This is a genomic window from Leisingera coralii (assembly GCF_049056525.1).
GTDB lineage: Bacteria > Pseudomonadota > Alphaproteobacteria > Rhodobacterales > Rhodobacteraceae > Leisingera > Leisingera coralii.
The window spans coordinates 34,707-61,054 of the sequence record NZ_JBHUPT010000062.1 but is presented as its reverse complement, the minus strand read 5'-3'; the positions used below and the strand labels follow the sequence as shown (position 1 = coordinate 61,054).

Here is a 26,348-nt window from a genome sequence, read left to right as displayed (position 1 = left end):
GGCCGGAAATATCCCGGGGTGAATTGGCCGTCAGGCCAAGAGGGGCAGCGCCCCTTTTCTGCCCGGCCTGCGGGGCAGCGCCCCTCCGCCCCCTGGTGCGCTCCCGTCTTGCATTCCGCCAGCGCACTCCGCATATCCTTCGGGCAACAGCTGCTGGAGAGCCCATGTTCCGTCCTGCCTTGACCGCCCTTGCCATTGTTCTCGCCCTGCCTGCCGCCGCCGAAACACGGGTGCCGCAGAGCCGGGCGGAGATTGCGCTGGGGTTTGCGCCGCTGGTCAAGGAGGCGGCGCCGGCGGTGGTGAACATCTATGCCAAGGTGGTGCGCCAGGTGCAGCAGCGCCGCCGCTCGCCGTTCATGAACGATCCGTTCTTCGACGATTTCTTCCGCGGCTTTGCCCAGCCGCAGCCGCGGGTGGAGAACTCGCTCGGCTCGGGCGTGATCCTGTCGGCGGATGGCATCGTGGTGTCCAACTACCACGTCGTCGGCAGTGCCACCGAAATCCGCGTGGTGACCGCGGACCGGCGCGAATACAATGCGCGGGTGATCCTGGGCGACAAGGCCAGCGACCTGGCGATCCTGCAGCTGGAGGCGGCCGAGGACCTGCCGTTCCTGACGCTGCGCGACAGCGACCAGGTGGAGGTGGGTGAGCTGGCGCTGGCGATCGGCAACCCGTTCGGGGTCGGCCAGACCGTCAGCAGCGGCATCATCTCGGGCCTTGCGCGCACCGGCATGGGGGCGGGCGACGGTTTTGGCTACTACATCCAGACCGACGCGCCGATCAACCCGGGCAACTCCGGCGGCGCGCTGATCGACGTCAATGGCGACCTCATTGGCATCAACACCCGCATCCTGTCGCGCTCCGGCGGCTCCAACGGCATCGGCTTTGCCATTCCCGCCAACCTGGTGCGGGAGTTCGTCAATCAGGCCCGAAACGGCGCGGAAGAGTTCCAGCGCCCCTGGGCCGGCATGGCCGGGCAGCCGGTGGATGCGGATCTGGCGGCCTCCCTGGGGATGGATGTGCCGGAAGGGATGGTGATCTCCGACCTGCACCGCGAGAGCCCCTTTGCCAAGGCCGGTTTCAGGGTGGGTGACGTGATCACCCATGTGGATGGCGAGGTGGTGAATTCGCCGTCCGAGATGGTGTTCCGCATGTCGGTGGCGGGGCTTGGGGATATGTCCGTCATCACCCGCCTGCGCGGCGGCGCGCGGCAGGAGATCGAGGTGCCGATGATCACGGCTCCCGATCAGCCGCCCGCCAACCCGGTGCAGCTGGATGAGAAGACCGCGCTGCCCGGGCTGACCGTGGCCCGGATCAATCCGCAGGTGATCAGCCGCCTGGGGCTGCCCTTGTCGGCGGAAGGCGTGGTGGTCACCGATCCCGGGCCTTATGCCGGACGCGGCGGCGTGCAGGCGGGCGACCAGCTGCTGGCGGTCAATGGCCAGGCAGTGGCCGGCACCGATGACGTTTATGCAATTCTCGCGGGCAGCGGCCGCTGGATCCAGCTGGATCTGAACCGGCGCGGCCGCCACATGTCTTTGAGGTTCCGGCTCTGATGTCAGATCTGTTCGGCAGCCCCGCAACGGCGGACAGCGATCCGCAGCAGCCCGCGCCCAACCGGCCGCTGGCCGACCGGCTGCGGCCGCAGTCGCTGGGCGAGGTTATCGGCCAGGCCCAGGTGCTGGGGCCGGAGGCGCCGCTGGGTGTGATGCTGGCCTCGGGGTCCTTGTCGTCGCTGATCTTCTGGGGGCCGCCGGGCGTTGGCAAGACCACCATCGCGCGGCTGCTGGCCAAGGAGACGGATCTGCATTTCGTGCAGATCTCGGCGATCTTCACCGGGGTGCCGGAGCTGCGCAAGGTGTTCGAGGCAGCCAAGATCCGCCGCCAGAACGGCCAGGGCACACTGCTTTTCGTCGACGAGATCCACCGGTTCAACAAGGCCCAGCAGGACGGCTTCCTGCCGCATATGGAGGATGGCACCATCCTTCTGGTCGGGGCGACAACCGAGAACCCCTCGTTTGAGCTGAACGCCGCTGTGCTCAGCCGCTCGCAAGTGCTGGTGCTGGAGCGGCTGTCTCTGGCCGATCTCGAACGCCTCACCCAGCGCGCCGAGAAGGAGCTGGGCCGCGCCCTGCCGCTGAGTGGCGATGCCCGCGATGCGCTGCATGAGATGGCGGATGGCGACGGCCGGGCGCTGCTCAACCTGATTGAACAGGTCGCGGCCTGGAAGGTGGAGGCGCCCTTGGGGCGCGAAGCGCTGTCTAACCGGCTGATGCGCCGCGCGGCCAAGTTCGACAAGTCCGGCGACGAGCATTACAACCTGATCTCGGCGCTGCACAAATCGATCCGCGGCTCCGACCCGGATGCGGCGCTGTACTGGCTGGCGCGGATGCTGGAAGGCGGCGAGGATCCCCGCTTCCTGGCCCGGCGCCTGACAATGATGTCGACCGAGGACATCGGCATGGCCGATCCGCAGGCCAATACCGTCTGCCTCAATGCCTGGCAGACCTATGAGCGCCTCGGCAGCCCGGAGGGTGAGCTGGCGCTGGCCAATGCCGCAGTCTACCTGGCGCTGGCACCGAAATCCAATGCGGTCTATGTCGGCATCAAGGCCGCCCGGCGGCTGGCCAAGCAAACCGGCAGCGCGCCGCCGCCCAAGCACATCCTGAACGCGCCGACCAAGCTGATGGCGGAGCAGGGCTACGGCGACGGCTATGCCTATGACCATGACGCCGAGGACGGGTTCTCCGGCCAGAACTACTTCCCCGACGGGGTGAAGCGGCCGGTGCTGTATCAGCCGGTCGAGCGCGGGTTTGAGCGCGAACTGAAGCGGCGCACGGATTACTTCGCGAACCTCCGGCTGAAGCGGAACAAGTAAAGCGGCTTTGCAGGCAAAGCCGCTGCCTCCGGCGGGGATATTGGGGGCCAGAAGAAGGGCGGGGCCTGTGCCTGCGACAGCCCTGCGCGCGGTGCAACACGGGCAAAACTTGACATCCCTGCCTGCGCCGGCGACAGGACGGGGATGATTTCTTCGGTTTCCATGGTGGCCCTTGGCGGCGCAATCGGGGCGGTGTGCCGCTATCTGGCCGGGCTGGGGATGATCCGCCTGCTGGGGCATCACGATTTCCCGGTGGCGGTGATCACCGTGAACATCCTGGGCTCCTTCCTGATGGGGGTGTTTGTGGTGGCCGCGGCGATGCGCGGTCTGACCCACCTGAGCCCCTTGGTGATGACCGGGCTTCTGGGCGGGTTCACCACCTTCTCGGCGTTCTCGCTAGAGACCGCCAACCTGATCGAGCGCGGCGCCTTCGGGCAGGCGGCGCTGTATGTTGTTTTGTCCGTCGGCCTGTCGGTCGGCGGTCTGTTTCTCGGCCTGATGGCCGGAAGGGGAGTGTTCGCATGAGCGGCGTTCAGATGATTACCGTCAGCGAAGACGATGGCGGCCAGCGCATCGACCGCTGGCTGCGGCGGCTGTTTCCGCATGTGAACCAGGGCCGCATCGAGAAGATGTGCCGCAAGGGCGAGCTGCGGCTGGACGGTGCCCGCGTGAAGGCCAATACCCGCGTCGAGGCGGGGCAGGTGGTGCGGGTGCCGCCGCTGGCCGAGAGCGACATGAAGCCGGCCGAGGCGCGGCCGATGCGGATTTCGGACGCCGATGCCAAGATGATCCAATCCTGCGTGATCTACCGCGACGACGATGTGATCGTGCTGAACAAGCCCGCAGGGCTGGCGGTGCAGGGCGGCTCCGGCACCACCAAGCATGTGGACGGCTTGGCGGAGGCGCTGAAGTTCGGGCTGGAGGAAAAGCCCAAGCTGGTGCACCGGATCGACAAGGACACCTCCGGCGTGCTGGTGCTGGCGCGGAACCGCAAGGCGGCGCAGGCGCTGACCGCCGCCTTCCGCCACAAGAACACCCGCAAGATCTATTGGGCCCTGGTGGCCGGTGTGCCGACGCCGTACCTGGGCGAGATCAAGAACGGGCTGGTGAAGGCGCCGGGCCACGGCAAGTCCGGCGAAGGCGAGAAGATGATCAACGTGCATCCGCGCGACATCGACGACACGCCTGGTGCCAAGCGGGCGCATACGCTTTATGCCACGCTCTACCGTGTCGCCAGCCGCGCAGCCTGGGTGGCGATGGAACCCATCACAGGGCGCACCCACCAGCTGCGGGCGCATATGTCCGGCATGGGCCATCCGATTGCCGGCGACGGCAAATACGGCGGCTCGGGGCAGGAGAACCTGGGCGACGGCTGGGGCGCCTCGATCGGCGGGGTGATCTCCAAGAAACTGCATCTGCATGCGCGCCGGATGGTGTTTGAACACCCGGTGACCCGCAAGGAAATCGCCGTGGTGGCGCCGCTGCCGGATCACATGAAGGAAAGCTGGGACACCTTCGGCTGGACCGAGGACCTGGCGGCGGATGACCCGTTTGAGGATCTGAAGTGAGTTCACCGCTGCGGCTGATCCTGTTCGACGTCGATGGCACCCTGGCGGACAGCCAGGGCGCGATCACCGGCGCGATGGCAGAGGCGTTTCACGGCGCCGGCCTGGAGGTGCCGCCGCGCGAGGCGATCCTGTCCATTGTCGGGCTGTCGCTGCCGCTGGCGATGCGGGAGCTGGCACCGGAGCAGGATGCCGCCACCGTTGATGTGCTGGTGGAGGGCTACAAGTCCTCCTACATGGCCTCCCGCCTGGCCGCAGGCGCGGCGCATTCGCCGCTTTATCCCGGTGCGCGGGAGGCGCTGATGGAGCTGCACGCGGTGCCGGAGTACCTGCTGGGCGTCGCCACCGGCAAATCCCAGCGCGGGGTCGAGGCGCTGATCGCGGCGCATGAACTCGACTGTTTCGTGACCCGGCAGGTGGCGGATCACCACCCGTCCAAGCCGCACCCCTCGATGGTGCTGACGGCGATGGCGGAGACCGGGGTGGCGCGCGAAAGCACGGTTATGATCGGCGACACGCGGTTTGACATTGAGATGGGCAGGGCAGCGGGGGTGACCACCATTGCCGTGCCCTGGGGATACCATCCGGCAGAGACACTGGGCGCGGACTACCTGATCCGCGATTTCGCGGAGCTGCGCCCGCTGCTGGCAGAAATCTGGAAGGGGTGAGGATATGAGCGGCTGGGCACAGAAACGGTTCTGGAAAGAGGTCTCGGTTGCGGAGAGCGACGGCGGCTTTGCGGTGGAGCTGGACGGCCGCCGGGTCAAGACGCCTGCCAAGGCGCCGCTGGTGGTGCCGACCCGGGAAATGGGCGAAGCCATTGCCGCCGAGTGGGACGCGCAGACCGAATCAGTCGACCCGTCCTCGATGCCGTGCACCCGTTCTGCGAACGCGGCGATTGACAAGGTGACACATCAGCACAGTGAAGTTGCCGCCATGCTGGCCGAATACGGCGATTCCGACCTTCTGTGCTACCGCGCCGACGCACCGGTTGAGTTGACGTTGCGTCAAGCGCAGGAATGGGACCCGGCGCTGGACTGGGCGGCGGAGGCGCTGGGGGTGCGGCTGCAGCCGCGCACAGGTGTGCTGCACCAGCCGCAGGACGCCGCGGCGCTGGCGGCGCTGGCGGAAAAGGTTCACGCGATGAACCCGTTCCAGCTGGCCGCTTTCCACGATTTGGTAGGGATTTCCGGCTCTTTGATCCTGGCTTTTGCCGCCGCGCATGGCTGGCGCGGCGCCGAGGAGATCTGGCTGCTGTCGCGGCTGGACGAGCGCTGGCAGGAAGAGCAGTGGGGCGAGGACGAGGAGGCCGCGGCGGCCGCCGAAGTCAAACGGCAGGAATTTTTGCACGCCAAACGGTTCTTTGATTTCTCCTGAGAGATCAGAAAATTACCAATTCGGCCCGCGTGGAGTAAAAATATTTACTCCCGGGGCATTTGTGCGCATCGCGCCCATCGAATTTCCTGATCCCGCCCTTGACGTTTGTTGATGAATGCGCCCACACTTGGGCGCGAAAAAGGGGTAAACCCTTCTTCGGTCTCATTTCCGGCGGGGGATCGCCGGGTAATAAGAACCGCCGTACAGGCGGACTATCAGGAAGAGGTAAAAATGAAAAAAACCGTATTTTTGGGCGCTCTGACCGTTGCTGGTCTGGCGGCTGGCGCAGCTGCTGCCGGCACGCTGGATGACGTGAAGGCCCGCGGCAAGCTGAACTGCGGCGTCACCACCGGCCTGGTCGGCTTTGCGGCCCCGAATGCGAATGGCGAATGGGAAGGTTTTGACGTTGCCGTGTGCCGTGCTGTGGCTGCAGCCGTGCTGGGCGACTCGACCGCTGTTGAATTCGTGCCGACCACCGGCAAGACCCGCTTCACCGCGCTGGCCTCCGGCGAGATCGACATGCTGGCGCGCAACACCACCTGGACCTTCTCGCGCGACGTCGACCTGAAGTTCGAATTCGTCGGCGTGAACTACTACGACGGCCAGGGCTTCATGGTCCCGAAAGATCTGGGCGTGTCCTCGGCCAAGGAACTGGACGGCGCCACCGTCTGCATCCAGACCGGCACCACAACCGAGCTGAACCTGGCGGACTTCTTCCGCTCCAACAACATCTCGTATGAGCCGGTTCCGATCGAAACCAACGCCGAAGCGCAGCAGCAGTACCTGGCGGGCGCCTGTGACGTCTACACCACCGACGCCTCCGGCCTGGCCGCAACCCGCGCCACCTTCGACGATCCGTCGGGCCACGTGATCCTGCCGGAAATCATCTCCAAGGAGCCGCTGGGCCCGCTGGTCCGCCACGGCGACCACGAGTGGGGTGACGTTGTCCGCTGGACCCTGAACTCGCTGATCGCAGCTGAAGAGCTGGGCATCACCTCGGCCAACATCAGCGAAATGGCGGCCGGCACCGACAACCCGGAAATCAACCGTCTGCTGGGTACCGAAGGCACCCTGGGCGAGATGCTGGGCCTGGACGCCACCTGGGCGCAGAAAGCTGTCGCAGCCAACGGCAACTACGGCGAAATCTTTGCCAAGACCATCGGTGAAGACACCCCGGTCGGCCTGGCCCGCGGCCTGAACGCCCAGTGGACCGAAGGCGGCCTGCTGTACGCTCCGCCGTTCCGCTAAACATACCACCGGGAGGGGCGCAGGAATTTCCTGCGCCCTTTTCCTATCTGAAAAAAGCTCCGGTCCAATGCGGAGCGGCGACAAACGCCGCCAGGACAAAAAAACCGGAGCCAGGGGATCACAATACATGTCAACGCTTACTGACCCGCCGAACGAAACCTTTCGGCTGTCTATGCTCATTAACGATACCCGCTACCGTTCACTGACCTTCCAGGTGATTGCGGCGATCGTTCTGGCCCTGTGTATCTGGTATCTGGGCAACAACCTGATCCAGAACCTGCGGGCTGCCGGGCTCAATATTTCCTACACCTTCCTTGGCGACTCGGCCGGGTACGACATCAACCAGACCCTGGTTGAATACGACAGCCAGTCCAGCCACGCGCGCGCCGCGCTGGTCGGGTTGCTGAACACCCTGCTGGTGGCCTTCCTGGCCTGTATCACCGCCACCATCTTCGGGGTGATCGCCGGGGTTCTGCGGCTTTCCAACAACTGGCTCGTGTCCAAGCTGATGGCGGCCTATGTGGAGATCTTCCGCAACATCCCGGTGCTGATCTGGATCATCATCATCTTCACCATCATGACGGCGGTGCTGCCGGGCCCGCGGGCGTTCCGCGGCGACGACGCCACCGCCAGCATGCTGTTTGACTCCTTTGCCTTCACCAACCGCGGCATTTACACGCCGATGCCCTGGTTCGAGAACGGCATCTTTGCCAGCACCGCGATGAACTGGCTGCTGATCCTGGCCGGTTTTGCCCTGTCCTGGGGTGTGGCGCATCAGATCAACGTTTGGGCCAACCACAAGCAGGAAGCCACCGGTGTCCGCCCCAAGACCCTGCTGCCGATCCTCGCAGCCTGGCTGGTGCCGTTCCTGGCGCTGACAATAATCATGGGGCTGACCTGGGAATACCCTGAGCTGAGGGGCTTCAACTTCAGCGGCGGCATCAAGGTTGGCGGCCCGCTGATCGCGCTGTGGTTCGCGCTGTCGATCTACACCGGCGCCTTCATCGCGGAAAACGTCCGGGCCGGCATCCAGGCGGTGTCCAAGGGCCAGACCGAAGCGGCATCCGCGCTGGGCCTGCGTCCGCGCCGGGTGATGAACCTGGTGGTTCTGCCGCAGGCGCTGCGGGTCATCATCCCGCCGCTGATTTCGCAGTTCCTCAACATCACCAAGAACTCCTCGCTCGCCATCGCCGTGGGCTATGCGGATATCACCGCAACCCTTGGCGGCATCACGCTGAACCAGACCGGCCGCGCCATCGAATGCGTGCTGCTCTTGATGCTGTTCTACCTCACCGCCTCGCTGGTGATCTCGATGGTGATGAACGTCTACAACGCATCTGTGAAGCTGAAGGAGCGCTGAGACATGAGCGATACACACGCACATTCCGTCGCCTTTGTCCGCGAAACCCAGATCCCGCCGGCCCCGCCGCCGGCGTCTGAAACCGGCGTGATCAAGTGGCTGCGCGAGAACCTGTTCTCCAACGCCGCGAACTCCGCGCTGACCATCGTGGCGCTGGCCGCGATCTACATGGTGCTGAGCAACATCCTGCCCTGGGTGCTGAACGGGGTCTGGACCACCAGCTCGCTGGCCGAGTGCCGCGAGGTGCTGCAGGGCAAGACCGGGGCCTGTTTCTCGGTGCTGACCGAGCGCTGGAACCAGCTTCTCTACGGCTTCAAGTACCCCGGTGACCAATACTGGCGTCCGAACCTGGCGCTGGTGCTGTTCCTGCTGGCCGCGGCGCCGGTTCTGTTCTTCGACCTGCCGCGCAAGCTGCTGGCCTTCACTGCCGTCTACCCGTTCCTGGCCTTCTGGCTGATCTGGGGCGGCACGCTGATGGTTCCGGTGGTCGCTGTTGTGGGCTTTGCAGCGGCTGCGGCCGTGTTCCAGAAGTTTGGCAAGAGCAGCTTTGCCATCGGCTTTTTCGGGGCTATCGCAGTGGCGCTGGCGGTCTGGATCATCGGCGGCATGCTGATCCCTGAAGGCGCATCGGAGGATGCCTGGCTGTCGCCGGTGCCCTCGCGCGATCTGGGCGGCTTCATGCTGAACCTGATGCTGGGCGTGACCTGCGTGTCGCTGTCGCTGCCCTTGGGCATCGCGCTGGCGCTGGGGCGCCAGTCGGACATGCCGCTGATCAAGTGGATGTGCGTGATCTTCATCGAGTTCGTGCGCGGCGTGCCGCTGATCACCCTGCTGTTCGTGGCATCGGTGATGCTGGCCTACTTCTTCCCGCCGGAAAGCACCGTCGACCTGTTCCTGCGCGTGGTGATCATGATCACCATGTTCTCCGCGGCCTATATCGCCGAGGTGATCCGGGGCGGTCTCGCCGCGCTTCCGAAGGGGCAGTACGAAGCGGCTGACAGCCTTGGCCTGGACTACCCCCAGGCGATGCGGCTGATCATCCTGCCGCAGGCGCTGAAGATCTCGATCCCGGGCATCGTGAACGTGGCCGTGGGCCTGTTCAAGGACACCACCCTGGTCTCGGTTATCTCGATGTTCGACCTTGTCGGCATGATCCGCGGCCCGATCCTCGCCTCCACCGAATGGAACGGGGTGTACTGGGAACTCCTGGGCTTTGCCGCGCTTCTGTTCTTCGTCGTCTGCTACGGCATCTCTCAATACTCACAGTGGCTCGAGCGCCGTCTCGCCACCGACCACCGTTAAGGAGTTCAACACATGTCTGAACTTATGTCCGACCGCGCAATCGACCGCTCCAAGATGCAGGTGAGCGACGAGGTCGCCATCGAAATCACCAACATGAACAAGTGGTACGGCTCGTTCCACGTGCTGCGCGACATCAACCTGACCGTCAACCAAGGCGAGCGCATCGTCATCGCGGGCCCGTCCGGGTCCGGCAAGTCCACCCTGATCCGCTGCCTGAACGCGCTGGAAGAGCACCAGCAGGGCAAGATCGTGGTGGATGGCACAGAACTGTCCAACGACCTCAAGAACATCGACAAGATCCGTTCCGAGGTTGGCATGGTGTTCCAGCACTTCAACCTGTTCCCGCATCTGACCATCCTGGAGAACTGCACCCTGGCGCCGATCTGGGTCCGCAAGACCCCCAAGAAGGAAGCCGAAGAGCGGGCGATGCATTTCCTGGAAAAGGTGAAGATCCCGGAGCAGGCCCACAAATACCCGGGCATGCTGTCGGGCGGCCAGCAGCAGCGTGTGGCCATCGCGCGCTCGCTCTGCATGATGCCGCGCATCATGCTGTTCGATGAGCCGACCTCGGCGCTGGACCCGGAGATGATCAAGGAGGTGCTCGACACCATGATCGAGCTCGCGGAGGAAGGCATGACCATGCTCTGCGTGACTCACGAGATGGGCTTTGCCCGTCAGGTGGCGAACCGGGTGATCTTCATGGATGCGGGCCAGATCGTGGAGCAGAACGAGCCGGAAGAGTTCTTCAACAACCCGAAGAGCGACCGTACCAAGCTGTTCCTCAGCCAGATCCTGGGCCACTGACAGCCGTACCCGCGGTGGGCGGAATCGCCCACCCTACGGGGCTTGGGAAGACAAAAAAGAGGCCGGGCGCAATGCCCGGCCTTTTTTGTTCAGGAATGGCTGGCAAAGACTTCGGTGGTGCCGTCCGCCAGGATCAGCAGCGTATCGAACGCCTCGCGCTCATCCCCCATCTCCATCCCCGGAGAGCCGATGGGCATCCCCGGCACGGTCAGGCCGATGGCGGCGGGCTTCTCTGCCAAAAGACGCTGGATGTCTTCGGCCGGAACATGGCCCTCGATCACGTAGCCGCCGGCCATCGCAGTATGGCAGGAGGACAGCTCGCTGGTGATCCCCAGGCGCTCCTTTGTGGCCCAGAGCTGCTCATCCGGCACGTCCCGCACTTCGGTGTCCAGCCCGGCGGCGGTCAGATGCTCCACCCAGCCGGTACAGCAGCCGCAGGTGGGCGACTTCAGAACCCGGATGGTGCCGTCCGCGGCGGCAAGGGCGGGGAGGCGGGCCAGGGGCAGGGCGGCTGCGGCCAGCAGCAGGGTACGGCGGTTCATGGTGATCTCCAGTCCTCAGAGGCGGCGTGTCCGGCAGGTAACCTAGGCCCGCAAACGCGCAGGCGCCAGAGGCCTCCCGCGCTGGATGCGCTGCCGTGCCGCAGGGGCTATTCGCCCAGCAGCTCCCGGGGAACGGCGAAATCGATCACCTTGCCGCTGCTCCAGCTGAGGTCGTTCCAGCTCTTGATACCGAACTCCACCACCAGCGTCGCGCCGGTCGGGTAATCGTCAAACCGGGAATGGTCCGGCGGGCTGGCGACGATGGAATGGGCAAAGGCGGCAATGCCGGGGTTATGGCCAATCAGCATCACGCGGGGCTTCTCGGCCTGGCTCAGCACCTTGAACATGATCTCCGAGTTGGCCTGATACAGACGTTCAGTGAAGGCTGCCGGCACCCCCAGCTGCATCAGCTCGCAGGTCTCGCGGGTGCGCTGCGCCGAGGAGGAGATCACCTGATCCGGCAGATAGCCGTTGCCGCGCAGCCAATCGGCAATGGCCGGGGCCGAGCGGCGGCCCCGCTTGTTCAGCGGGCGGGCGTGGTCGCTGGGCACATTGGTGTCCCAGGCGGATTTGGCGTGGCGGGTCAGGATCAAGGTGCAGGTCATTGCGGATGAAAATGCCTCATGTGATGTGCGGTTTGGTCAGGGTCCCGGCCGGCGTTGCGGCTGAGCGGGCAGGCCCGGCGGGCGAGGCAGCCGCCGGTCATGCAGCCGGCGCCTGCGCTGGTATCTAGATAGCCGTGGCAGGCCGCCAGATCGTAGGGACCCCCATCCGCCAGCGCAGCGGCCGGGCAGGCGGTCAGGCAGGGACGGGAGCGGCAGCTATGGCACGGTGACTCTGCCAAAGGAGGAGGGGGGATGTCAAATTCCTGTTTGAAGTGAAGGCCCCCCCGCAAGGAAATCATCATGCCGGCCTGATCATGCACCATCATCTGTGACGGCGATGTGAAAAACCGCCCCGAGGCCAGCGCCCAGTTGATGAAGGGGGTATAGGGCGGCCCGCCAAAGGGGTAATGGGCGCAGCCGCCCAGCCCGGCTGCCAGGGCGCCGATCACCCGCTGCGACCAGCGGTCCACCGGGTCCGGCGCGCCATCGCCGTGCTCCGGGCTGGCGGTGAAGCGCGGCCAGAACCCCTTCGCCGTGCCCAGCAGGACCAGGGTGCCGCCCTCCAGCGCCTTGACGGGCTGGCGCCGCGGGTGCAGCGCGCCAAGGACCATCAGCCCGGCCTGCGCGGCCCGGGCTTCGATCCTTGCATACAGCTGGGACTTACGGGCAGGGGAATCTGGCAGGTCGGTCAGGGTCATATGCGGCGTCCGGTCTGGTGGCTCGGGGCGAGCCTAGCAGCGCGGGGCCCGTTGCCGGAGGGCAAAAACGTCCCGCAATCGCCTGCCGGCGTCTTACTGCCGCGCCGTTCAGCGGCGGCGGAACGGCAGCAGCAGGCTCCAGCCCAGCCGCGCAGGCCGCCCGTCCTGCCATTTCAGCCCCACGGTCATGCCGTCGTGCCCCTTACCGGGCTGCGCCGTATAGGTGCCAAAGATCCGGTCCCAGACCGACAGGGCAAAGCCGTAATTGCTGTCATGCTCGTGGCGATGGATCGAGTGATGCACCCGGTGCATGTCCGGCGTCACCAGCAGCCGCCGCAGCAGACCGTCCACTCTGCGCGGCAGCGCCAGGTTGGCGTGGTTGAACAATGCAGTGCCGTTCAGCAGGATTTCAAACAGCACCACCGCCAGGGCAGAGGGCCCCAGCAGATAGACCAGCCCGATCTTCAGCAGCATCGACAGGGCAATCTCGACCGGGTGAAACCGCACCGCGGTGGTCACGTCCATGTCGCGGTCGGCATGATGCACCCGGTGCAGCCGCCACAGGAGCGGCACCTTGTGGGTGATCAGATGCTGCAGCCAGATCGCGAAGTCCAGCACCAGCACCGCCAGCAGCAGCTCTGCCCAGGCAGGCCAGCGCACCGCGTTCAGCAGCCCCCAGCCGTGCTCTGCCGCATCCAGCGCCGCCCCGACCGCCAGCAGCGGCAGACCGAGCGCCAGCGCCCGCAGGGTCAGCGTGTTGAGAACGGATATCGACAGGTTGGTCAGCCAGCGCCGCTGCCGCGGCAGGCTCCGGCCGCGCCGCGGCGCCCAGGCTTCTGCCGCCGCAAACAGCGCAAACAGGCCCAGGAAGACCCCTAGGCGGATCAGGCTCTCATTCTCCATACATGCAGCGATGCGCATATATCGCCAAAAAGCAAGCCTGCCGGCAGGCTGCCGCTTCTTTCTGGCCCAAAATACCCCGGGGTGAATTGGCCCAGGGGGCCAAGAGGGGCAGCGCCCCGCATTCCCCCTGCAAAAGCCGCCTCAGGCGCGGATCATCGAGCCCGCGCCGTGGTCGGTGTAAAGCTCCAGCAGCACCGCATTCGGCACCCGGCCGTCAACGATGGTGCAGGCGCGCACGCCATTCCGCACCGCATCCAGCGCGGTTTCGGTCTTGGGGATCATGCCGCCCGCGATCACGCCGCTGGCGGTCATCTCCTCGACATCCGCCGCCTTCAGCTCGGTCACCACGTCGCCATCGGCGTTCTTGACCCCGGCGACATCGGTCAGCAGCAGCAGCCGGTCGGCGGTCAGCGCCTTGGCGATGGCGCCGGCGGCGGTGTCGCCGTTGATATTGAAGGTCTCGCCGTTGCGGCCGCCGCCGATCGGGGCGATCACCGGGATCATGTTCTTTTCAAACAGGCCATAGAGCACCTTGGGGTCCATCTCGGCGGGTGCGCCGACAAAGCCCAGGTCCGGGTCGGCCTGGTCGCAGGTGATCAGGTTGGCGTCCTTGCCCGACAGCCCGACGGCGCGGCCGCCCTGGCGGTTGATCGCCTGCACGATGCGCTTGTTGACGACGCCGGACAGCACCATCTCCACCACTTCCATGGTGGCGGCATCGGTGACGCGCTTGCCGTTCACGAAATCGGATTTGATCTGCAGCTTCTCCAGCATCGCGTTGATCATCGGCCCGCCGCCATGCACGATCACCGGGTTCACCCCGACCTGGCGCATCAGCACGATGTCGCGGGCGAAGGTTTCCATGCCCTCGTCGCTGCCCATGGCGTGGCCGCCCAGCTTGATTACGACAATCGCCCCGGCAAAGCGCTGGAAATACGGCAGCGCGCTGGAGAGGGTTTCGGCGGTGGCAATCCAATCGCGATTCATGTCTTGTTTCTTCATTGCTGCATCATCCCTTGGCCTGAATGTGTTACGGGGTTCCGGCGCCGCTGCCAAGGGTTGCGTTTGGCGCACCCCCGTTGCGGATGGCGGCGCGGCTGGTAGGCTCAGGCCAGATTCTCTCATGAGGAGTGCGCCATGCGCCAGAAGACTTTGCTGCTGACCGGCGCCAGCCGCGGCATCGGCCACGCCACCGTGCGCCGCTTTAATGCCGAGGGCTGGCGGGTGATCACCTGTTCGCGCCAGCCCTTCCCGGAGGAGTGCCCCTGGGGCGGCGGCCGCGAGGATCACGTGCAGCTGGACCTGTCGGATCCGGCCGACACGATCAACGCCGTTGGCGTGATCCAGGAGCGGCTGGACGGAAAGCTGGACGCGCTGGTCAACAATGCCGGCATTTCGCCCAAGGGGCCGGGGGGCGAGCGGCTCAGCACGCTGACCACCGATCTGGCGGATTGGGGCAAGGTGTTTCACGTGAACTTCTTTGCCTCGGTGGTGCTGGCCCGCGGCCTCAAGGAAGAGCTGGCGGCGGCCAAGGGGTCGGTGGTCAATGTGACCTCGATCGCGGGCAGCCGGGTGCACCCCTTTGCCGGGGCCGCCTATGCCACCTCCAAGGCGGCGCTGGCGGCGCTGACGCGGGAGATGGCGCATGACTTCGGGCCGATGGGGGTGCGGGTGAATGCCATTGCGCCGGGCGAAGTGGAAACCTCGATCCTGTCGCCCGGCACCGAGAAGATCGTCGAGAAGCTGCCGATGCAGCGGCTGGGCCAGCCGGAGGAAGTGGCGGCGGCGATCTACTTCCTGTGCTCGCAAGAGAGTTCCTATATCTCCGGCACCGAGATCGAGGTGAACGGCGCGCAGCACGTTTAAAGCCCGGAACAAGCGCGAAGCGCGCCGGGCAACGCCCGTCCGCCCCCTCGGGCGGGCGTTTTGCTACGGGTAGAGCATACGCTGCCGAGGATGTGGTTTGAGGAATAAACTGCCACACGAAAGCTTGGGACGCCCACCCGGCGGACGGGCGTTGCCCTTTTCAGAAGTTGGGCCTTAGCGCCGTCAGCTCACCGCGCGTTTCAGCACCGGCAGGTTGCCCAGCAGCAGCACGTCAAAGGCCAGCACGGCCAAGAGCGCCAGCCCGGTCAGCGGGAAGGCCAGCGACACCAGCACCGCGATCAGCGCGGCTCCTTTCCAGAACGGCATCTCTGCCGGTTCCGGCGGGGCGGCCAGGCGGGCGGCTCCGGCGGGGCGGCGCTTGACCCACAGCACAAGACCTGAGACGCAGACAAAGATCACCGCGAGGCAGAACACCACGTTCAGGAGGAAGCTCCAGGTGCCCATCAGGCCCATGTGGAAGGGGATGCTGACGGCCATCGCCTTACCGGCCCATGAGTAGTCCTCGTATTTCACATCCGCCAAGATCTTGCCGCTGTACTGGTCCACATGCACGGTGCGGTCGATGAAGGGGCTGTCGCCGTCGCCGCTCATGCTGTCGCGGTTGAGGGTCCAGACGCCCGTTTCGCCGCCGGGGTAGGCGAGGCGGAAGCGGCCCTCCATCCCCAAGGCACGGCCCAGGGCGATCAGGCTGGCCCCATCCACGGGCGCGCCTTCGGCGATGCCGGTGATGCCTGTGTCAGAGCCGGAGGCGGGCATCGGGGTCTGCTCCAGCGCCCAAGGTACGTCGTTTGTATGCCCATGGTTCATACTGGCGTGAATGTCGTCGGACAGGGGCACGTTGTCCCATTTCGCCGCCGGGAAAGTGCTCCAGGCCTGCATCATCTGGCCGCCCCAGATGCCGGTCCAGGACAGGCCGGAGATCAGAAAGATGACCAAGAGCGCCGACATCCAGAAACCGGTCACGGCGTGCAGGTTCTTCCACAGCGCCCGACCCTTGGCGCGGAAGTTGGGGATGAATGCGCTGGCGGCATTGCCGCGCGGCCACCACAGGTAGAGGCCGGTCAGCACCAGCACGATGCCTAGGCCCGCCGCGATCTCGATCAGCCGGTCTCCGGTGTCGCCGATCAGGAGGGTCGAATGGATGTTGTCGGCCAGGTCATACCAGCCTGCGCGGCGGTCCCAGACCTCGATCACCTCGCCGCTGTACTGGTTCAGGGCGACCAGGCGCTGGCCCGCGTCGGTTTTCACCCGGAACACTGCGGCCAGATCAGGGGCCTTGGGGCCGATCCATTCGGCGATGGTGCCGGGCTGGGCGGCCAGAACGGCGGCCTCCTGCGCGGGGATACTCAGCTCGGCGGCGCCTTGGCTGACGGTGATCTTCTCGCCGTCGCGGCCGTCGAACTGGGTGATGAACATCATCATCAGGCCAGTGACGGCCAGCATGATCAGGAAGGGGATCACAAACAGGCCGGCGTAGAAGTGCCAGCGCCAAACGGCGGCGTAGAATTTTTGGGACAGCGGACGCGATTGGCCCGCGGAATGCGGTTGGCTGGTCGCCATTGAGTCTCTCCATATCGGAACAGGGCCGGGCACGAATGTGCCGGCGGAAATCATTGGGTGTTCAGAAAATCAGGAGAGCGCGGGCGGGCCGCGGGCGTCGTAGCGCCAGTGGAAGCCGGCGCTGTGGTGGGTGAAGGCCTCGCGCGACCAGCGGCCGCTTAGAGGCGCATCCAGGTTCAGGCCGATCAGGCTGTCCGGCAGCAGCGCCACCGCGCCAAGGGCGGCAAAGGGGCAGCTGCGGTCTTCCATCTGTTCGGTTGGGGCGTGGCCGCCTTCGCCATCCAGGTCGACCCAAGTTTCCACCGGGCCGTGGCCGGTACAGATCACCAGCAGCACCTTGCCGTCCTGCCCGGTGCCCGGCATCCAGCCGGACGGGATCAGCCCGGCCACGGCCAGGGCGATCACAACCAGGCAGGAAGCGAGGCGGGCAAGCATGGATCAGAGGCTGGCGATGATCGAGCGAAGTGTCGCGATGCCGTCGCCCTTCTCAGACGAGGTCAGCACGATCTCCGGATAGGCCGCCGGGTGTTTCGCCAGTGCGCCGCGGACCTGCTCCAGCACCTTGGCGCGGTCCTTCTCCTTGACCTTGTCGGCCTTGGTCATCACGCATTGGAAGGTCACCGCGGAGCTGTCCAAGAGCTTCATGATGTCCTCGTCCACCTTCTTGACGCCGTGGCGGCTGTCGATCAGCACAAAGGCGCGGCGCAGGTTCTGGCGGCCGGACAGGTACTGCTTCAGCAACCGCTGCCATTTCTCCACCACCGCCAGCGGCGCATTGGCATAGCCATAGCCGGGCAGGTCGACCAGATAGAGCTCCGGGCCTTGGGTGAAGAAGTTGATCTCCTGGGTGCGGCCCGGCGTGTTGGAGGCGCGCGCGATGCCCTTGGTGCCGGTGAGCGCGTTGATCAGGCTCGACTTGCCGACATTGGAGCGGCCGGCAAAGCAGACCTCCATCCGGTCGGCGCCGGGCAGTCCGTTCATCGCCACCACGCCCTTCAGGAACTCGGTCTGGCCCGCAAACAGCTTGCGGCCTTTTTCCAGGGAAAACTCGTCTGGCTCTTCGGCCAAGGGGAATTGCATCTGCATCACAGTACTTTCACCGCATCACCGATGCGGACAGGGCCGCCGCGGACCACCTCGGCATAGACCGAGAAATCCTGATGGCCCCAGTTGTCTTTCAGGGTTTTCAGCGTGTCGGCGTCGCGCTCGCCGGTTTCCGGGTTGGCGGTGGTTGCCAGGCAGCGCACCACGCGCTCGCGGACGGCAAACACAGCCCCGCCGATCTGCACCTCGCGGCCCAGCCAGCCGTGTTCGGCCCAGGCCTCACCCAGATCGAACCAGATGTTGCCGCGCCAGCGCAGCGGCGACAGTTCATGGCCGATGGCCTGTTCCACCGCGCGGTGGGAGGCCCAGTTGCACAGGCTGATCGAGGGAAAATCGGTATCGGTCAGGCCGCGGCCCGGCACCCGGACGATGCGGGAGGAGCCGGCCCGGTTCGCGGGCAGCAGCGGCTTTTCCCAGTCCAGAAAGCGCGGCAGATCCTCCGGGTTCTCCGGATCAAAGGTCAGATCGGGCCGGTCCGGGTGTGTCAGGGTCAGCTGGCCGCTGGCGTCGTCCAGCCGAGCGCCGATGGCCATCAGCTGCGGGGCCTTGGAGCCGCGGGTGAAGTTCTGGCACGGCGCCCATTCGGAGCCGTCCGCCTTGGACGCCTCATGCGCAACCGCCCAAACGCGGTCGCCGGGCATGGTCTGCCCGGCGCTCACGGTTACTGCCTCTAGTGCCTCCCGCCCGTGCGATTTGAGCGGGTGGCGCCAGATATCTGTGACCTCGAAGGTCATTCCTTCTCAGCCTTCGGCTTCTTCCTGAAGCTCGATTTGATGTTGCCGAACACGTCCGGCTTATAACCGTGGCTGCGCATGATCAGATACTGCTGGGTGAAGGTGATCGTGTTGTTGGCGATCCAGTAGACCACCAGGCCGGAGGCGAAGCCGCCGAGCATGAACATGAACACCCAGGGCATCCAGGCAAAGATCATCTGCTGGGTCGGGTCGGTGGGCGCCGGGTTCAGTTTCTGCTGCAGCCACATCGAGACGCCCAGCAGGATCGGCAGGATGCCGATGAAGACCAGCGCCAGGATGCTTTCCGGGGCCGGGGCCGCAAAGGGCAGCAGGCCGAACAGGTTCATGATCGAGGTCGGGTCCGGCGCGCTGAGGTCCTGGAACGGGCCGAAGAACGGTGCGTGGCGCAGTTCCAGGGTGACGAAGATCACCTTGTAGAGCGAGAAGAAGATCGGGATCTGGATCAGGATCGGCAGGCAGCCCGCGGCGGGGTTCACCTTCTCCCGCTTGTAAAGCTCCATCATCTCCTTCTGCATCTTCTGGCGGTCGTCGCCGGCGCGCTCCTTGAGCTTCTCCATCTCCGGCTGAAGCTCTTTCATCTTCGCCATCGAAGCGTAGGATTTATAGGCCAGCGGGAACACCAGGACCTTGATCACCACGGTCAGGCCGATGATCGCCCAGCCCATGTTGCCGATCAGGACGTTCAGATTGTGCAGCAGCCAGAACATCGGCTTGGTCAGGAAGAAGAACCAGCCCCAGTCGATCACGTCCAGGAAGCCGTCGATGCCTTCCGACTGGTAGCCGCGGATGGCGTCCCATTCCTTGGCGCCGGCGAACAGCTGGGTGGTCACTTCCGAGGACTGGCCGTCGGCGACGGTCACGGTCGGCAGCACGATGTCGGTCTGGTAGATCTCGCGGCGCTCGTCGAATTTCGCGATCGAGCGGAAGGCCTGGCCCGGCTCGGGGATCAGGGTCGACATCCAGTAGTGGTCGGTGAAGCCGATCCAGCCGTTCTCAGCGACCTGGCGGACCTCGGCCCTGGAGCCGTCGCGCGGATCGGCCTCGAAGTCGGCCATGTCGTCATAGTCGATCTCGGCCAGCTCGCCGTCGGACATGCCGACCAGGCCCTCGTGCAGGATGAAGAAGTTCTTCAGGCCCTCGGGCTGGCCGTGGCGGGCCAGGGTGCCGTAGGGCGCCAGCGACACGGTGCCGCCGGAGGCATTGGCAACCGACTGGGTGACCGAGAACATGTAATCCTCGTCGACCGAGATGGTGCGGCTGAAGGTCAGGCCCTTGCCGTTGTCCCAGGTCAGGGTGACAGGGCTGTCCGGGGTCAGGGTGGCATCTGCCCCGGCGCTCCAGATGGTGTTGGCGCCCGGCACCTCATCCAGCGACAGGCCCGCGCCCGGGGCCCAGCCGTAGAGCGCGTAATAGGCCTGCTGTTCGCCCACCGGCTTCAGCAGTTTGACGATCGGGGAATTCTCGTCCAGCGTCTCGCGGTAGTCCTTCAGCGACAGATCGTCGATCCGGCCGCCCTGCAGCGAGATGCTGCCGGTCACCCGCGGCGTGTCGATGGCCAGACGCGCGGCCTGGGGCGCTTCGGCCTGTTCCGCGGCACTGCCGGCCACGGCCTCTGCCGAGGCGCTGGGGGCCAGCGCGGTGTCGCCTGCGGGGGCGGTTTCGCTGATCGCGGTTTCAGGTGCCTGCTCGGGCTCCGGGGGCGGGAAGAACGTGTACCACCCGAGGATCACCAGAAAGCTGAGTACGGTTGCGAGAATAAGATTTTTGTTCTGATCGTCCATTGGGGACTGCCACCTCGTATAGGGAAGGACAGGAGGGGTTCAACAGAGGTGGGCCGCAAAGGTCAAGCAGAATCAGGCCGCGCCGGGGCGGCAGAGCGTCCCGGCGCGGCATAAATTGCAAGGAATGCAGCGGGTCAGGGGGTCCGGCGGCCGATGACGGGGGTATCCTGCAGCTTGGCCTCATGGGCGGTAATCCAGTCCAGCGTCTGGTCGAACGGCATCGGGCGGCCGATGCCGAAGCCCTGCACATGGCCGCAGCCCAGCTGCGCCAGCAGCGCGTGCTCGCCCGCGGTTTCCACCCCTTCGGCCAGGGTGTCCAGATCCAGCCGCTCCGCCATGGTGAGGATCGCCGAGATCAGTTTCTGCTGTTCCGGGTCCTGATCCGCCTTCATCACAAAGGAGCGGTCGATCTTGATGCGGGAGATATTGAAACGGCGCACCGCGGCGATGGAGGCATGGCCGGTGCCGAAGTCATCGAGGTCGATGTGGCAGCCCAGTTCGCTGAGGGCGAAGATGTTGCGGGTCACCACATCGTCGGGCTGATCGGTCATCACGGTTTCCAGGATCTCGACACAGAGCCGCTCGGCGGGCAGCTCAAACCGCTCCAGCTCGCATTTGACGCGCCCGGCCAGCCCGGGGTTGCGCAGCTCCTGAGTGGCGAAATTCACCCCGACGCTGGGCACAAGCACGCCGGCCGCGTCCCAGGCCTTGACCGCCACCAGGGCGTTGTAAAGCATCAGCTGGCTGAGCCGGTCCATCAGCCCGGCCTCCTCCAGCGCGGGCAGGAAGGCGGAGGGCGGGATCAGCCCCTGCACCGGATGCGACCAGCGTGCCAGCGCCTCGAATCCCGAAACGCGGCCGGTGTCGGTGCAGATCTGCGGCTGGAACCAGGCTTGGATCTGGCCGGTCTCCAGTGCCCTTGCGGCTTCCTCGCGCAGGCTGGAGCGGGACTTGCCGCGGCCTGCCATGTCCGCCGAATAGGCGCGGACCCCGCCGGGGCCGTTGCTTTGCGCCTCGGCCAGGGCGGCGGTGGCGGCAGCGGTCCACTCGGCGCTGGTTTTTCCCGGTGCCCGGTTGCGCTGGCAGAAGCCGATGGAGGCGGTCATGTAGACCGTGGTGCCGTCCAGCGGCACCGGCTCTTCCGTGGCGGATTGCATCCGGCCCGCCAGCTGAATGCACAGTTCCAGGTCCAGCTGCAGGGTTGGGGCCAGGCACACGGCAAAACGGCTGTCGCCGATCCGGGCCACGGTATCGTTCTGGCGCAGGGCCGAGGCGATCTGCGCGCCGCAATGCTGCATGATCCGGTCGCCGGCTTCCTGGCCGTGCCGGTCCGCAAGCTCCTTGTAGTCGTCGAGTTCCACGATGAAGACGGCGGAGCGCAGATCGGACACGGCGCAATCCTCGTAGATCCGGGCCGTCTCCTGCTCGAACCCGTTGCGCAGCAGCATGCCGGTGATGCTGTCGCGCGGCTGGCCCCGGCCGCCCAGCTTGCTGAAACCGCCAGCGGCGGCGATCAGCACCGGCAGGCCAAGCGCCACCGACAGCAGCGCCGGCTCGCCGCCGAGCCAGTAGGTGGCCAGCGTCAGCGCAGGCAGGAAAGCGAGCACGGGCGGCCCGAAAAGAGCGGGGGCAAGGTTTTGCCGTAGCCGTGCCAGGAGGCCTGAACCCGTGTTTGTCATTCTCAGACCCTTCGTCTGCAGTCAGTCGTTCCGGCATGAGACTAGGGCGCTGATCTAACCCGGGAGTTAACGCAGCTTGTGATTTCCGGAATTTTCCGGCTCAGCTTCCGGATTCTTCGGCCCGAGACCGGTGAAATCAGACAGTTTCGGGGCCAGAATATGCGGCGGGCGCGCATTCATCAGCGCCCGGAACATCATCTGGCGCCGGCCGGGCGGGTTTGATTCCCGCTGGTTCAGGACCTGTTTCACCTGCTGGCGCTGCAGCCCGTCATCGTGGCTGGGCCGGAAAATCCAGCGTCCGGCGGTCCAAGGGCGGGGGAGCAGCGCAGATCAACAGGCCAATGGCCTTCCCGCTGAACGATTTAGGGGCTCGCCAGGAAGTCTTGACGGGTCAAATACTGAGATTGGGACAGGCTGAAGTTCGTTGCCGATTGGCAATCCTGACCTCTTTTCGCCTGGCGGGATATGCTCTATGCCCTCTCCCATGACAGTTGACCTTGACGACATCCACCCGCTCTTTGCCGGAGCGCCCGGCTCCACGGAATTCCGCAAGCTGCGCAAGCGCATCGTGCGCCAGACGCGCGAGGCGGTTGAGCAATACGGCATGATCGAACGGGGCGCAAAATGGCTGGTCTGCCTTTCCGGCGGCAAAGACAGCTACACACTGCTGGCCGTTCTGCACGAGCTGCAGTGGCGCGGCTTGCTTCCGGTGGAGCTGCTGGCCTGCAACCTCGACCAAGGGCAGCCTGGCTTTCCGGCAACGGTTCTGCCGGAGTTTCTCGAGAAAATGGGTGTGCCGCACCGTATCGAGTATCAGGATACCTATTCCGTCGTCATGGACAAAGTCCCGCAAGGACGCACCTACTGCTCCCTGTGTTCCCGTTTGCGCCGCGGCAATCTCTATCGCATCGCGCGGGAAGAGGGCTGCACAGCGGTTGTGCTTGGCCATCACCGCGATGACATACTGGAAACTTTTCTGATGAACCTCTTTCACGGGGGGCGGCTTGCGACCATGCCGCCGAAGCTGGTGAATGAGGAAGGCGATCTCTTCGTGTACCGTCCGCTCGCTCATGTTGCCGAACAGGATTGCGAACGGTTTGCTCAGGCAATGAACTATCCGATCATTCCCTGTGACCTGTGTGGCAGCCAAGACGGGCTTCAGCGCCAGCAGGTGAAGCAAATTCTTGACGGCTGGGAGAAGAACAGCCCCGGCCGCCGGCAAGTTATGTTCCGGGCGTTGATGAACGCGCGCCCCTCGCATCTGCTTGATCCGAAGCTCTGGGACTTTGCAGGGCTCACTTTGGAAAAAAGTGATCAGCTCTCTCTCGATGAGGCTGCCATCCCTTCTTTGTGAGTGCTGCCGGACAGCTCCGGCATCCAGAGCGCCGAAAGCGGTGTGTGAAGCCGGTAGTCTGCTCAGGGCGCTTTGAAAACTGCATCTCCGGAGCCGGGCCGGAACGGCGCCCGGGGCTTTGGGAACAGCTGAAACCGCCGTTCCGCTTCCATGGCGCGGTTTTCGTCATGCCTGGCAGAACGTGGCAATGGTCCGGCAGCCAGTGCCCCAAGAGCCTCTTCCCGGCACCGGCTTCCCAAAGGGCGCGGCCTCCGGATCGGCGGCTGCCGGAAATCACTTTGGAGCAGCCGGGCAACCCTGATAGCGCCGCAACCAGCATTTCCGAGCGTTTCCGGGCAGTTGGCTTTTTAGCCGGTCGTGGTGCTCAGCCAAACCCGAGGCTTTGGCGCAGATCGCTTTCGGGTTCGCCCTTGCGGTTCAGGTCCAAGCGGTCTTCAATTCCCTGCAAATGCCGTTCCATCAGCTCGGCGGCCTCATCGGCGTGGCCGCCCAGGACGTAGTCAGACAGCAGGCGGTGCTCATCAATTTCGCAGTTGTCCGGCTTCGATTTTTCGTAGATCGCCACAATCAGCGATGAGCGGGCAATCAGTTCGCGGACGAAACCGGCCATGATAGGGCTGTCTGCCTGATCAGCCAGCAACTGGTGATAGCGGCTGCAGCGGCGGATTACCTGGGCCGTGTCTCCCGCTTCTCTGGCTGCATGTTCGCCATGCAAGTGTTCGGTGAGCGCGTGCCGCATCGGCGGATCGCGCCGTTCGGCAGCGCGGCGGATCAGATGCCCTTCGATGACACGCCGGGCGCGGAAGACTTCGCGGGCTTCCTCGATCGATGGGCGGGCGACAAAGGCGCCGCGGTTTGCAACCAGCTCGATGACATGGTCCGCGGCGAGCCGTGACAGCGCCGAGCGCACACGGGTCCGGCCAACGCCGAACAGGTCGCAGAGCTCATCTTCCTTCAGATGTGTCCCCGGTATCAGCTTGTGATCGACGATGGCGTCGAAGATGCGCGAGTAGATCAGGTTGCTGTCAACGCGGGTGGGGCTGCCCGAATCGGCGCCGCCACTGTCCGTTTCCGTCCCGATTCGAGCTTTCATGGCCTGTCCTTTCTAAGCGGGAGCCGTGCACCGGGACACGGGTATCTGCCCAGTTATCGCATCAGCCATTGAAAACGTATACCTTTTTTGTCCGAAAATAAAAAGGTTGAACGTATACGAACATTGTATACGATGATTGTTAGCACTGCCGGAAGAAGCAGGCATTCCCATCCACAACACGGAGATAGAAATGACCTTCACATCCCGACTCAAAGCTGGACTCGCTGCTGGCGCATTGGCGGCTGGCCTGGCCGGGGCCGCGGGCGCCAATACGCTGCGGATGGCGGACTCGACCGATATCGCGGCGATGGATCCGCACTCGATGACCGAAAGCAACACGATCGGCTTCCTCAACCACGTCTACGAGGGCCTGGTGCGCTACAATCAGGATCTCGAGGTCGAGCCGGCGCTTGCAACGTCCTGGGAGTTCATCGAGCCAACCCGTATCCGTTTCACGTTGCGTGAAGGGGTGACTTTCCATAACGGCAATGCCTTCACGGCTGATGACGTCGTCGCTTCGCTGGAACGCGCGGCGCATGACAGCTCGCCTGTAAAAAGCAACATCCCCGGCATGGAAGCCGTCGAGAAGGTTGACGACTATACCGTGGACGTGGTGCTGGCGGGGCCCGACCCCATTGTTCTGAATTACCTGACCAACATGCTCATCCTGGATCAGGAGTGGATGGCGGAGCATGACGCCCTGATGCCGGCTGACATGCGCAGCGGCCGGGAAAACTTTGCCGTAGCCAATTCCAACGGCACCGGGCCGTTCAAGCTGGAAAGCCGCCAGCCCGATGCCCGCACCGTTCTGACCGTTCATGAGGGCTGGTGGGATGAGCCTCAGCACAACCTGACCCGCATCGAATTCAGCCCGATCAGCTCTGACGCGACGCGCATTGCCGCGCTGCTGTCGGGGGAACTGGACTTCATCACGCCCGCGCCGCTGCAGGATATCGAGCGCATCGACCGCTCTGATGGCGCTTCCGTCATCATTGCCCCTGCGCTGCGCACCATCATGCTGGGCATGAACCAGAAGGACAAACTGCACAATTCCAACCTGACGGACAGCAACCCGCTGCAGGACCACCGCGTGCGCGAAGCCCTGTGGCGCGCGATCGACATGGAACTGATCCGCAAGAAGATCATGCGCGACATGTCCCGCAACGCAGCGCTGCTGGTGGCGCCGCCGGTGCCGGGCTACGACGAGGCGCTGGACGTCCTGAAGCCGGCTGACCTGTCCGCGGCAAAGGCATTGCTTGCGGAGGCCGGGTACGGCGACGGCTTCGAGGTCGGCCTGGATTGCCCCAATGACCGCTATGTCAATGACGAGGAAATCTGCCAGGCGATCACCGCCATGTGGTCGCGGATCGGCGTCAAGGCCAAATTGACGGCACAGACCAAGTCCAAGCACTTCGAGAAGCTGCTGGCAGGGTCGTCGGACATCTACATGATGGGCTGGGCGACGCTGCCGATGCTTGACAGCTACAGCGTGCTGTCATCGCTGCTGCACACGCCGAGCGACCGGATGGGCGCCTGGAACCCGGGCCGCTATTCCAACCCGGAAATCGACGCCCTGACCTCCAAGGTGGCGGTCGAGCTCGACCCTGCAAAGCGCACCGCTATGATGAGCGAGGCGCTGAGGATTGCCCGCGATGACGTGGCGATCATCCCGCTGCACCAGCAGCCACTGGCCTGGGCGGTGCGCGATGGCGTCGATCTGCCGATCACCGCCGACAACAAACCCCGGCTTTGGTACGCGAAGATCAACTGATCCTCCCCGCCTGGCGGGCTTGCACGCTGCGGCTTGCAGGCCCGCCTTTTTACCACAGCCCACAGCCGACTAATGGAGGACC

The 26,348-nt window shown here is 65.0% G+C and carries 25 protein-coding genes and 1 pseudogene; 13 read left to right on the top strand and 13 right to left on the bottom strand.

All coding sequences use genetic code 11. From position 1 onward, the window contains the following. The first annotated feature begins 164 nt into the window (after window positions 1–164). The 10 genes from ACFMBG_RS18735 (at window position 165) to ACFMBG_RS18690 (ending at window position 10,534) form a co-directional block, all read left to right on the top strand. Window positions 165–1,556 (top strand): trypsin-like peptidase domain-containing protein, encoded by a 1,392-nt coding sequence (locus ACFMBG_RS18735; protein ID WP_421056210.1) that lies wholly within the window; start codon window positions 165–167, stop codon window positions 1,554–1,556. Continuing rightward, complete coding sequence (locus ACFMBG_RS18730) at window positions 1,556–2,878, top strand: replication-associated recombination protein A (RefSeq protein WP_421056209.1); 1,323 nt, start codon at window positions 1,556–1,558, stop codon at window positions 2,876–2,878. The genes ACFMBG_RS18735 and ACFMBG_RS18730 overlap by 1 nt, the downstream gene beginning before the upstream one ends. Window positions 2,879–3,022: 144 nt before the next feature. Continuing rightward, window positions 3,023–3,403, top strand: a complete 381-nt coding sequence (gene crcB, locus ACFMBG_RS18725) for a fluoride efflux transporter CrcB (protein WP_421056208.1) — start codon at window positions 3,023–3,025, stop codon at window positions 3,401–3,403. Then, on the top strand, window positions 3,400–4,446 hold the full coding sequence (locus ACFMBG_RS18720) for an RluA family pseudouridine synthase (protein WP_421056207.1): 1,047 nt from the start codon (window positions 3,400–3,402) through the stop codon (window positions 4,444–4,446). Before crcB ends, ACFMBG_RS18720 begins: the two co-directional genes overlap by 4 nt. Continuing rightward, window positions 4,443–5,111, top strand: coding sequence for an HAD-IA family hydrolase (locus ACFMBG_RS18715; protein ID WP_421056206.1), 669 nt, complete (start codon window positions 4,443–4,445; stop codon window positions 5,109–5,111). Before ACFMBG_RS18720 ends, ACFMBG_RS18715 begins: the two co-directional genes overlap by 4 nt. Window positions 5,112–5,115: 4 nt before the next feature. After that, window positions 5,116–5,820, top strand: coding sequence for an ATP12 family chaperone protein (locus ACFMBG_RS18710; RefSeq protein WP_421056205.1), 705 nt, complete (start codon window positions 5,116–5,118; stop codon window positions 5,818–5,820). A 231-nt stretch (window positions 5,821–6,051) separates the two neighbouring features. Further along, the gene (locus tag ACFMBG_RS18705) at window positions 6,052–7,068 is read left to right on the top strand and encodes an amino acid ABC transporter substrate-binding protein (protein ID WP_421056204.1); all 1,017 of its coding nucleotides are present in this window, start codon (window positions 6,052–6,054) and stop codon (window positions 7,066–7,068) included. Window positions 7,069–7,195: 127 nt separating this feature from the next. Beyond that, window positions 7,196–8,428 carry an amino acid ABC transporter permease gene (locus ACFMBG_RS18700; protein ID WP_421056203.1) on the top strand — a complete coding sequence of 411 codons (1,233 nt, stop codon included), beginning with the start codon at window positions 7,196–7,198 and terminating at the stop codon, window positions 8,426–8,428. 3 nt (window positions 8,429–8,431) lie between these two features. After that, a complete protein-coding gene (locus ACFMBG_RS18695) occupies window positions 8,432–9,730 on the top strand; it encodes an amino acid ABC transporter permease (protein WP_421056202.1) in 1,299 nt (432 codons plus the stop codon). Between the two features lie 12 nt (window positions 9,731–9,742). Beyond that, complete coding sequence (locus ACFMBG_RS18690; protein ID WP_039173494.1) at window positions 9,743–10,534, top strand: amino acid ABC transporter ATP-binding protein; 792 nt, start codon at window positions 9,743–9,745, stop codon at window positions 10,532–10,534. Window positions 10,535–10,623: 89 nt separating this feature from the next. Here ACFMBG_RS18690 and ACFMBG_RS18685 read toward each other — a convergent pair whose 3' ends face one another. The 5 genes from ACFMBG_RS18685 to argB all read right to left on the bottom strand — a co-directional run bounded on the left by ACFMBG_RS18685 (window position 10,624) and on the right by argB (window position 14,284). Continuing rightward, a complete protein-coding gene (locus ACFMBG_RS18685; RefSeq protein WP_421056201.1) occupies window positions 10,624–11,076 on the bottom strand; it encodes a DUF411 domain-containing protein in 453 nt (150 codons plus the stop codon). A gap of 107 nt (window positions 11,077–11,183) precedes the next feature. Continuing rightward, window positions 11,184–11,681: a SixA phosphatase family protein gene (locus tag ACFMBG_RS18680; protein ID WP_421056200.1), complete on the bottom strand. Its 498-nt coding sequence runs from the start codon at window positions 11,679–11,681 to the stop codon at window positions 11,184–11,186. After that, the gene (locus ACFMBG_RS18675; RefSeq protein WP_421056199.1) at window positions 11,678–12,379 is read right to left on the bottom strand and encodes a ferredoxin; all 702 of its coding nucleotides are present in this window, start codon (window positions 12,377–12,379) and stop codon (window positions 11,678–11,680) included. The genes ACFMBG_RS18680 and ACFMBG_RS18675 overlap by 4 nt, the downstream gene beginning before the upstream one ends. A gap of 108 nt (window positions 12,380–12,487) precedes the next feature. Then, window positions 12,488–13,282, bottom strand: a complete 795-nt coding sequence (locus tag ACFMBG_RS18670; protein ID WP_421056198.1) for a sterol desaturase family protein — start codon at window positions 13,280–13,282, stop codon at window positions 12,488–12,490. 141 nt (window positions 13,283–13,423) lie between these two features. Then, complete coding sequence (gene argB, locus ACFMBG_RS18665) at window positions 13,424–14,284, bottom strand: acetylglutamate kinase (RefSeq protein WP_421056197.1); 861 nt, start codon at window positions 14,282–14,284, stop codon at window positions 13,424–13,426. Window positions 14,285–14,419: 135 nt separating this feature from the next. Between argB and ACFMBG_RS18660 the strand changes: the two genes are divergently transcribed. Further along, the gene (locus ACFMBG_RS18660; RefSeq protein ID WP_421056196.1) at window positions 14,420–15,148 is read left to right on the top strand and encodes an SDR family NAD(P)-dependent oxidoreductase; all 729 of its coding nucleotides are present in this window, start codon (window positions 14,420–14,422) and stop codon (window positions 15,146–15,148) included. A 183-nt stretch (window positions 15,149–15,331) separates the two neighbouring features. Here ACFMBG_RS18660 and ACFMBG_RS18655 read toward each other — a convergent pair whose 3' ends face one another. From ACFMBG_RS18655 to ACFMBG_RS18625, 7 genes and pseudogenes are all read right to left on the bottom strand, one after another. Beyond that, window positions 15,332–16,729, bottom strand: coding sequence for a PepSY-associated TM helix domain-containing protein (locus tag ACFMBG_RS18655; RefSeq protein WP_421056195.1), 1,398 nt, complete (start codon window positions 16,727–16,729; stop codon window positions 15,332–15,334). A 69-nt stretch (window positions 16,730–16,798) separates the two neighbouring features. Further along, window positions 16,799–17,134, bottom strand: coding sequence for a DUF2946 family protein (locus ACFMBG_RS18650; RefSeq protein WP_421056194.1), 336 nt, complete (start codon window positions 17,132–17,134; stop codon window positions 16,799–16,801). 33 nt (window positions 17,135–17,167) lie between these two features. Then, window positions 17,168–17,815, bottom strand: coding sequence for a ribosome biogenesis GTP-binding protein YihA/YsxC (gene yihA / locus ACFMBG_RS18645; protein ID WP_421056193.1), 648 nt, complete (start codon window positions 17,813–17,815; stop codon window positions 17,168–17,170). Beyond that, window positions 17,815–18,567 carry an MOSC domain-containing protein gene (locus tag ACFMBG_RS18640; protein WP_421056192.1) on the bottom strand — a complete coding sequence of 251 codons (753 nt, stop codon included), beginning with the start codon at window positions 18,565–18,567 and terminating at the stop codon, window positions 17,815–17,817. Before ACFMBG_RS18640 ends, yihA begins: the two co-directional genes overlap by 1 nt. Then, on the bottom strand, window positions 18,564–20,369 hold the full coding sequence (yidC, locus tag ACFMBG_RS18635; RefSeq protein WP_421056191.1) for a membrane protein insertase YidC: 1,806 nt from the start codon (window positions 20,367–20,369) through the stop codon (window positions 18,564–18,566). The genes ACFMBG_RS18640 and yidC overlap by 4 nt, the downstream gene beginning before the upstream one ends. Before the next feature lie 134 nt (window positions 20,370–20,503). Then, window positions 20,504–22,048 (bottom strand): putative bifunctional diguanylate cyclase/phosphodiesterase, encoded by a 1,545-nt coding sequence (locus ACFMBG_RS18630; RefSeq protein ID WP_421056190.1) that lies wholly within the window; start codon window positions 22,046–22,048, stop codon window positions 20,504–20,506. A 66-nt stretch (window positions 22,049–22,114) separates the two neighbouring features. Further along, window positions 22,115–22,318: pseudogene (locus tag ACFMBG_RS18625) on the bottom strand (tRNA 2-thiocytidine(32) synthetase TtcA); the annotation flags it as partial. A gap of 214 nt (window positions 22,319–22,532) precedes the next feature. On the opposite strand from ACFMBG_RS18625, the gene ttcA reads away from it, so the two are divergent. Continuing rightward, a complete protein-coding gene (gene ttcA / locus ACFMBG_RS18620) occupies window positions 22,533–23,402 on the top strand; it encodes a tRNA 2-thiocytidine(32) synthetase TtcA (RefSeq protein ID WP_421056189.1) in 870 nt (289 codons plus the stop codon). 364 nt (window positions 23,403–23,766) lie between these two features. Here ttcA and ACFMBG_RS18615 read toward each other — a convergent pair whose 3' ends face one another. Further along, a complete protein-coding gene (locus tag ACFMBG_RS18615) occupies window positions 23,767–24,495 on the bottom strand; it encodes a GntR family transcriptional regulator (protein WP_421056188.1) in 729 nt (242 codons plus the stop codon). A 190-nt stretch (window positions 24,496–24,685) separates the two neighbouring features. On the opposite strand from ACFMBG_RS18615, the gene ACFMBG_RS18610 reads away from it, so the two are divergent. Continuing rightward, complete coding sequence (locus ACFMBG_RS18610) at window positions 24,686–26,266, top strand: ABC transporter substrate-binding protein (RefSeq protein ID WP_421056187.1); 1,581 nt, start codon at window positions 24,686–24,688, stop codon at window positions 26,264–26,266. The last annotated feature ends 82 nt before the right edge of the window (window positions 26,267–26,348 follow it).

Bases quoted from the DNA above. Each gene is read 5' to 3' on its own strand.
- ttcA (WP_421056189.1), top strand. From the start codon at position 22,533: ATGACAGTTGACCTTGACGACATCCACCCGCTCTTTGCCGGAGCGCCC.
- ACFMBG_RS18640 (WP_421056192.1), bottom strand. From the start codon at position 18,567: ATGACCTTCGAGGTCACAGATATCTGGCGCCACCCGCTCAAATCGCAC.
- ACFMBG_RS18660 (WP_421056196.1), top strand. From the start codon at position 14,420: ATGCGCCAGAAGACTTTGCTGCTGACCGGCGCCAGCCGCGGCATCGGC.
- ACFMBG_RS18705 (WP_421056204.1), top strand. From the start codon at position 6,052: ATGAAAAAAACCGTATTTTTGGGCGCTCTGACCGTTGCTGGTCTGGCG.
- ACFMBG_RS18615 (WP_421056188.1), bottom strand. From the start codon at position 24,495: ATGAAAGCTCGAATCGGGACGGAAACGGACAGTGGCGGCGCCGATTCG.
- ACFMBG_RS18735 (WP_421056210.1), top strand. From the start codon at position 165: ATGTTCCGTCCTGCCTTGACCGCCCTTGCCATTGTTCTCGCCCTGCCT.
- ACFMBG_RS18655 (WP_421056195.1), bottom strand. From the start codon at position 16,729: ATGGCGACCAGCCAACCGCATTCCGCGGGCCAATCGCGTCCGCTGTCC.
- ACFMBG_RS18675 (WP_421056199.1), bottom strand. From the start codon at position 12,379: ATGACCCTGACCGACCTGCCAGATTCCCCTGCCCGTAAGTCCCAGCTG.
- ACFMBG_RS18720 (WP_421056207.1), top strand. From the start codon at position 3,400: ATGAGCGGCGTTCAGATGATTACCGTCAGCGAAGACGATGGCGGCCAG.
- ACFMBG_RS18695 (WP_421056202.1), top strand. From the start codon at position 8,432: ATGAGCGATACACACGCACATTCCGTCGCCTTTGTCCGCGAAACCCAG.
- yidC (WP_421056191.1), bottom strand. From the start codon at position 20,369: ATGGACGATCAGAACAAAAATCTTATTCTCGCAACCGTACTCAGCTTT.
- argB (WP_421056197.1), bottom strand. From the start codon at position 14,284: ATGAAGAAACAAGACATGAATCGCGATTGGATTGCCACCGCCGAAACC.
- ACFMBG_RS18610 (WP_421056187.1), top strand. From the start codon at position 24,686: ATGACCTTCACATCCCGACTCAAAGCTGGACTCGCTGCTGGCGCATTG.
- yihA (WP_421056193.1), bottom strand. From the start codon at position 17,815: ATGCAGATGCAATTCCCCTTGGCCGAAGAGCCAGACGAGTTTTCCCTG.
- ACFMBG_RS18630 (WP_421056190.1), bottom strand. From the start codon at position 22,048: ATGACAAACACGGGTTCAGGCCTCCTGGCACGGCTACGGCAAAACCTT.
- ACFMBG_RS18685 (WP_421056201.1), bottom strand. From the start codon at position 11,076: ATGAACCGCCGTACCCTGCTGCTGGCCGCAGCCGCCCTGCCCCTGGCC.
- ACFMBG_RS18680 (WP_421056200.1), bottom strand. From the start codon at position 11,681: ATGACCTGCACCTTGATCCTGACCCGCCACGCCAAATCCGCCTGGGAC.
- ACFMBG_RS18700 (WP_421056203.1), top strand. From the start codon at position 7,196: ATGTCAACGCTTACTGACCCGCCGAACGAAACCTTTCGGCTGTCTATG.
- ACFMBG_RS18670 (WP_421056198.1), bottom strand. From the start codon at position 13,282: ATGGAGAATGAGAGCCTGATCCGCCTAGGGGTCTTCCTGGGCCTGTTT.
- ACFMBG_RS18730 (WP_421056209.1), top strand. From the start codon at position 1,556: ATGTCAGATCTGTTCGGCAGCCCCGCAACGGCGGACAGCGATCCGCAG.
- crcB (WP_421056208.1), top strand. From the start codon at position 3,023: ATGATTTCTTCGGTTTCCATGGTGGCCCTTGGCGGCGCAATCGGGGCG.
- ACFMBG_RS18690 (WP_039173494.1), top strand. From the start codon at position 9,743: ATGTCTGAACTTATGTCCGACCGCGCAATCGACCGCTCCAAGATGCAG.
- ACFMBG_RS18710 (WP_421056205.1), top strand. From the start codon at position 5,116: ATGAGCGGCTGGGCACAGAAACGGTTCTGGAAAGAGGTCTCGGTTGCG.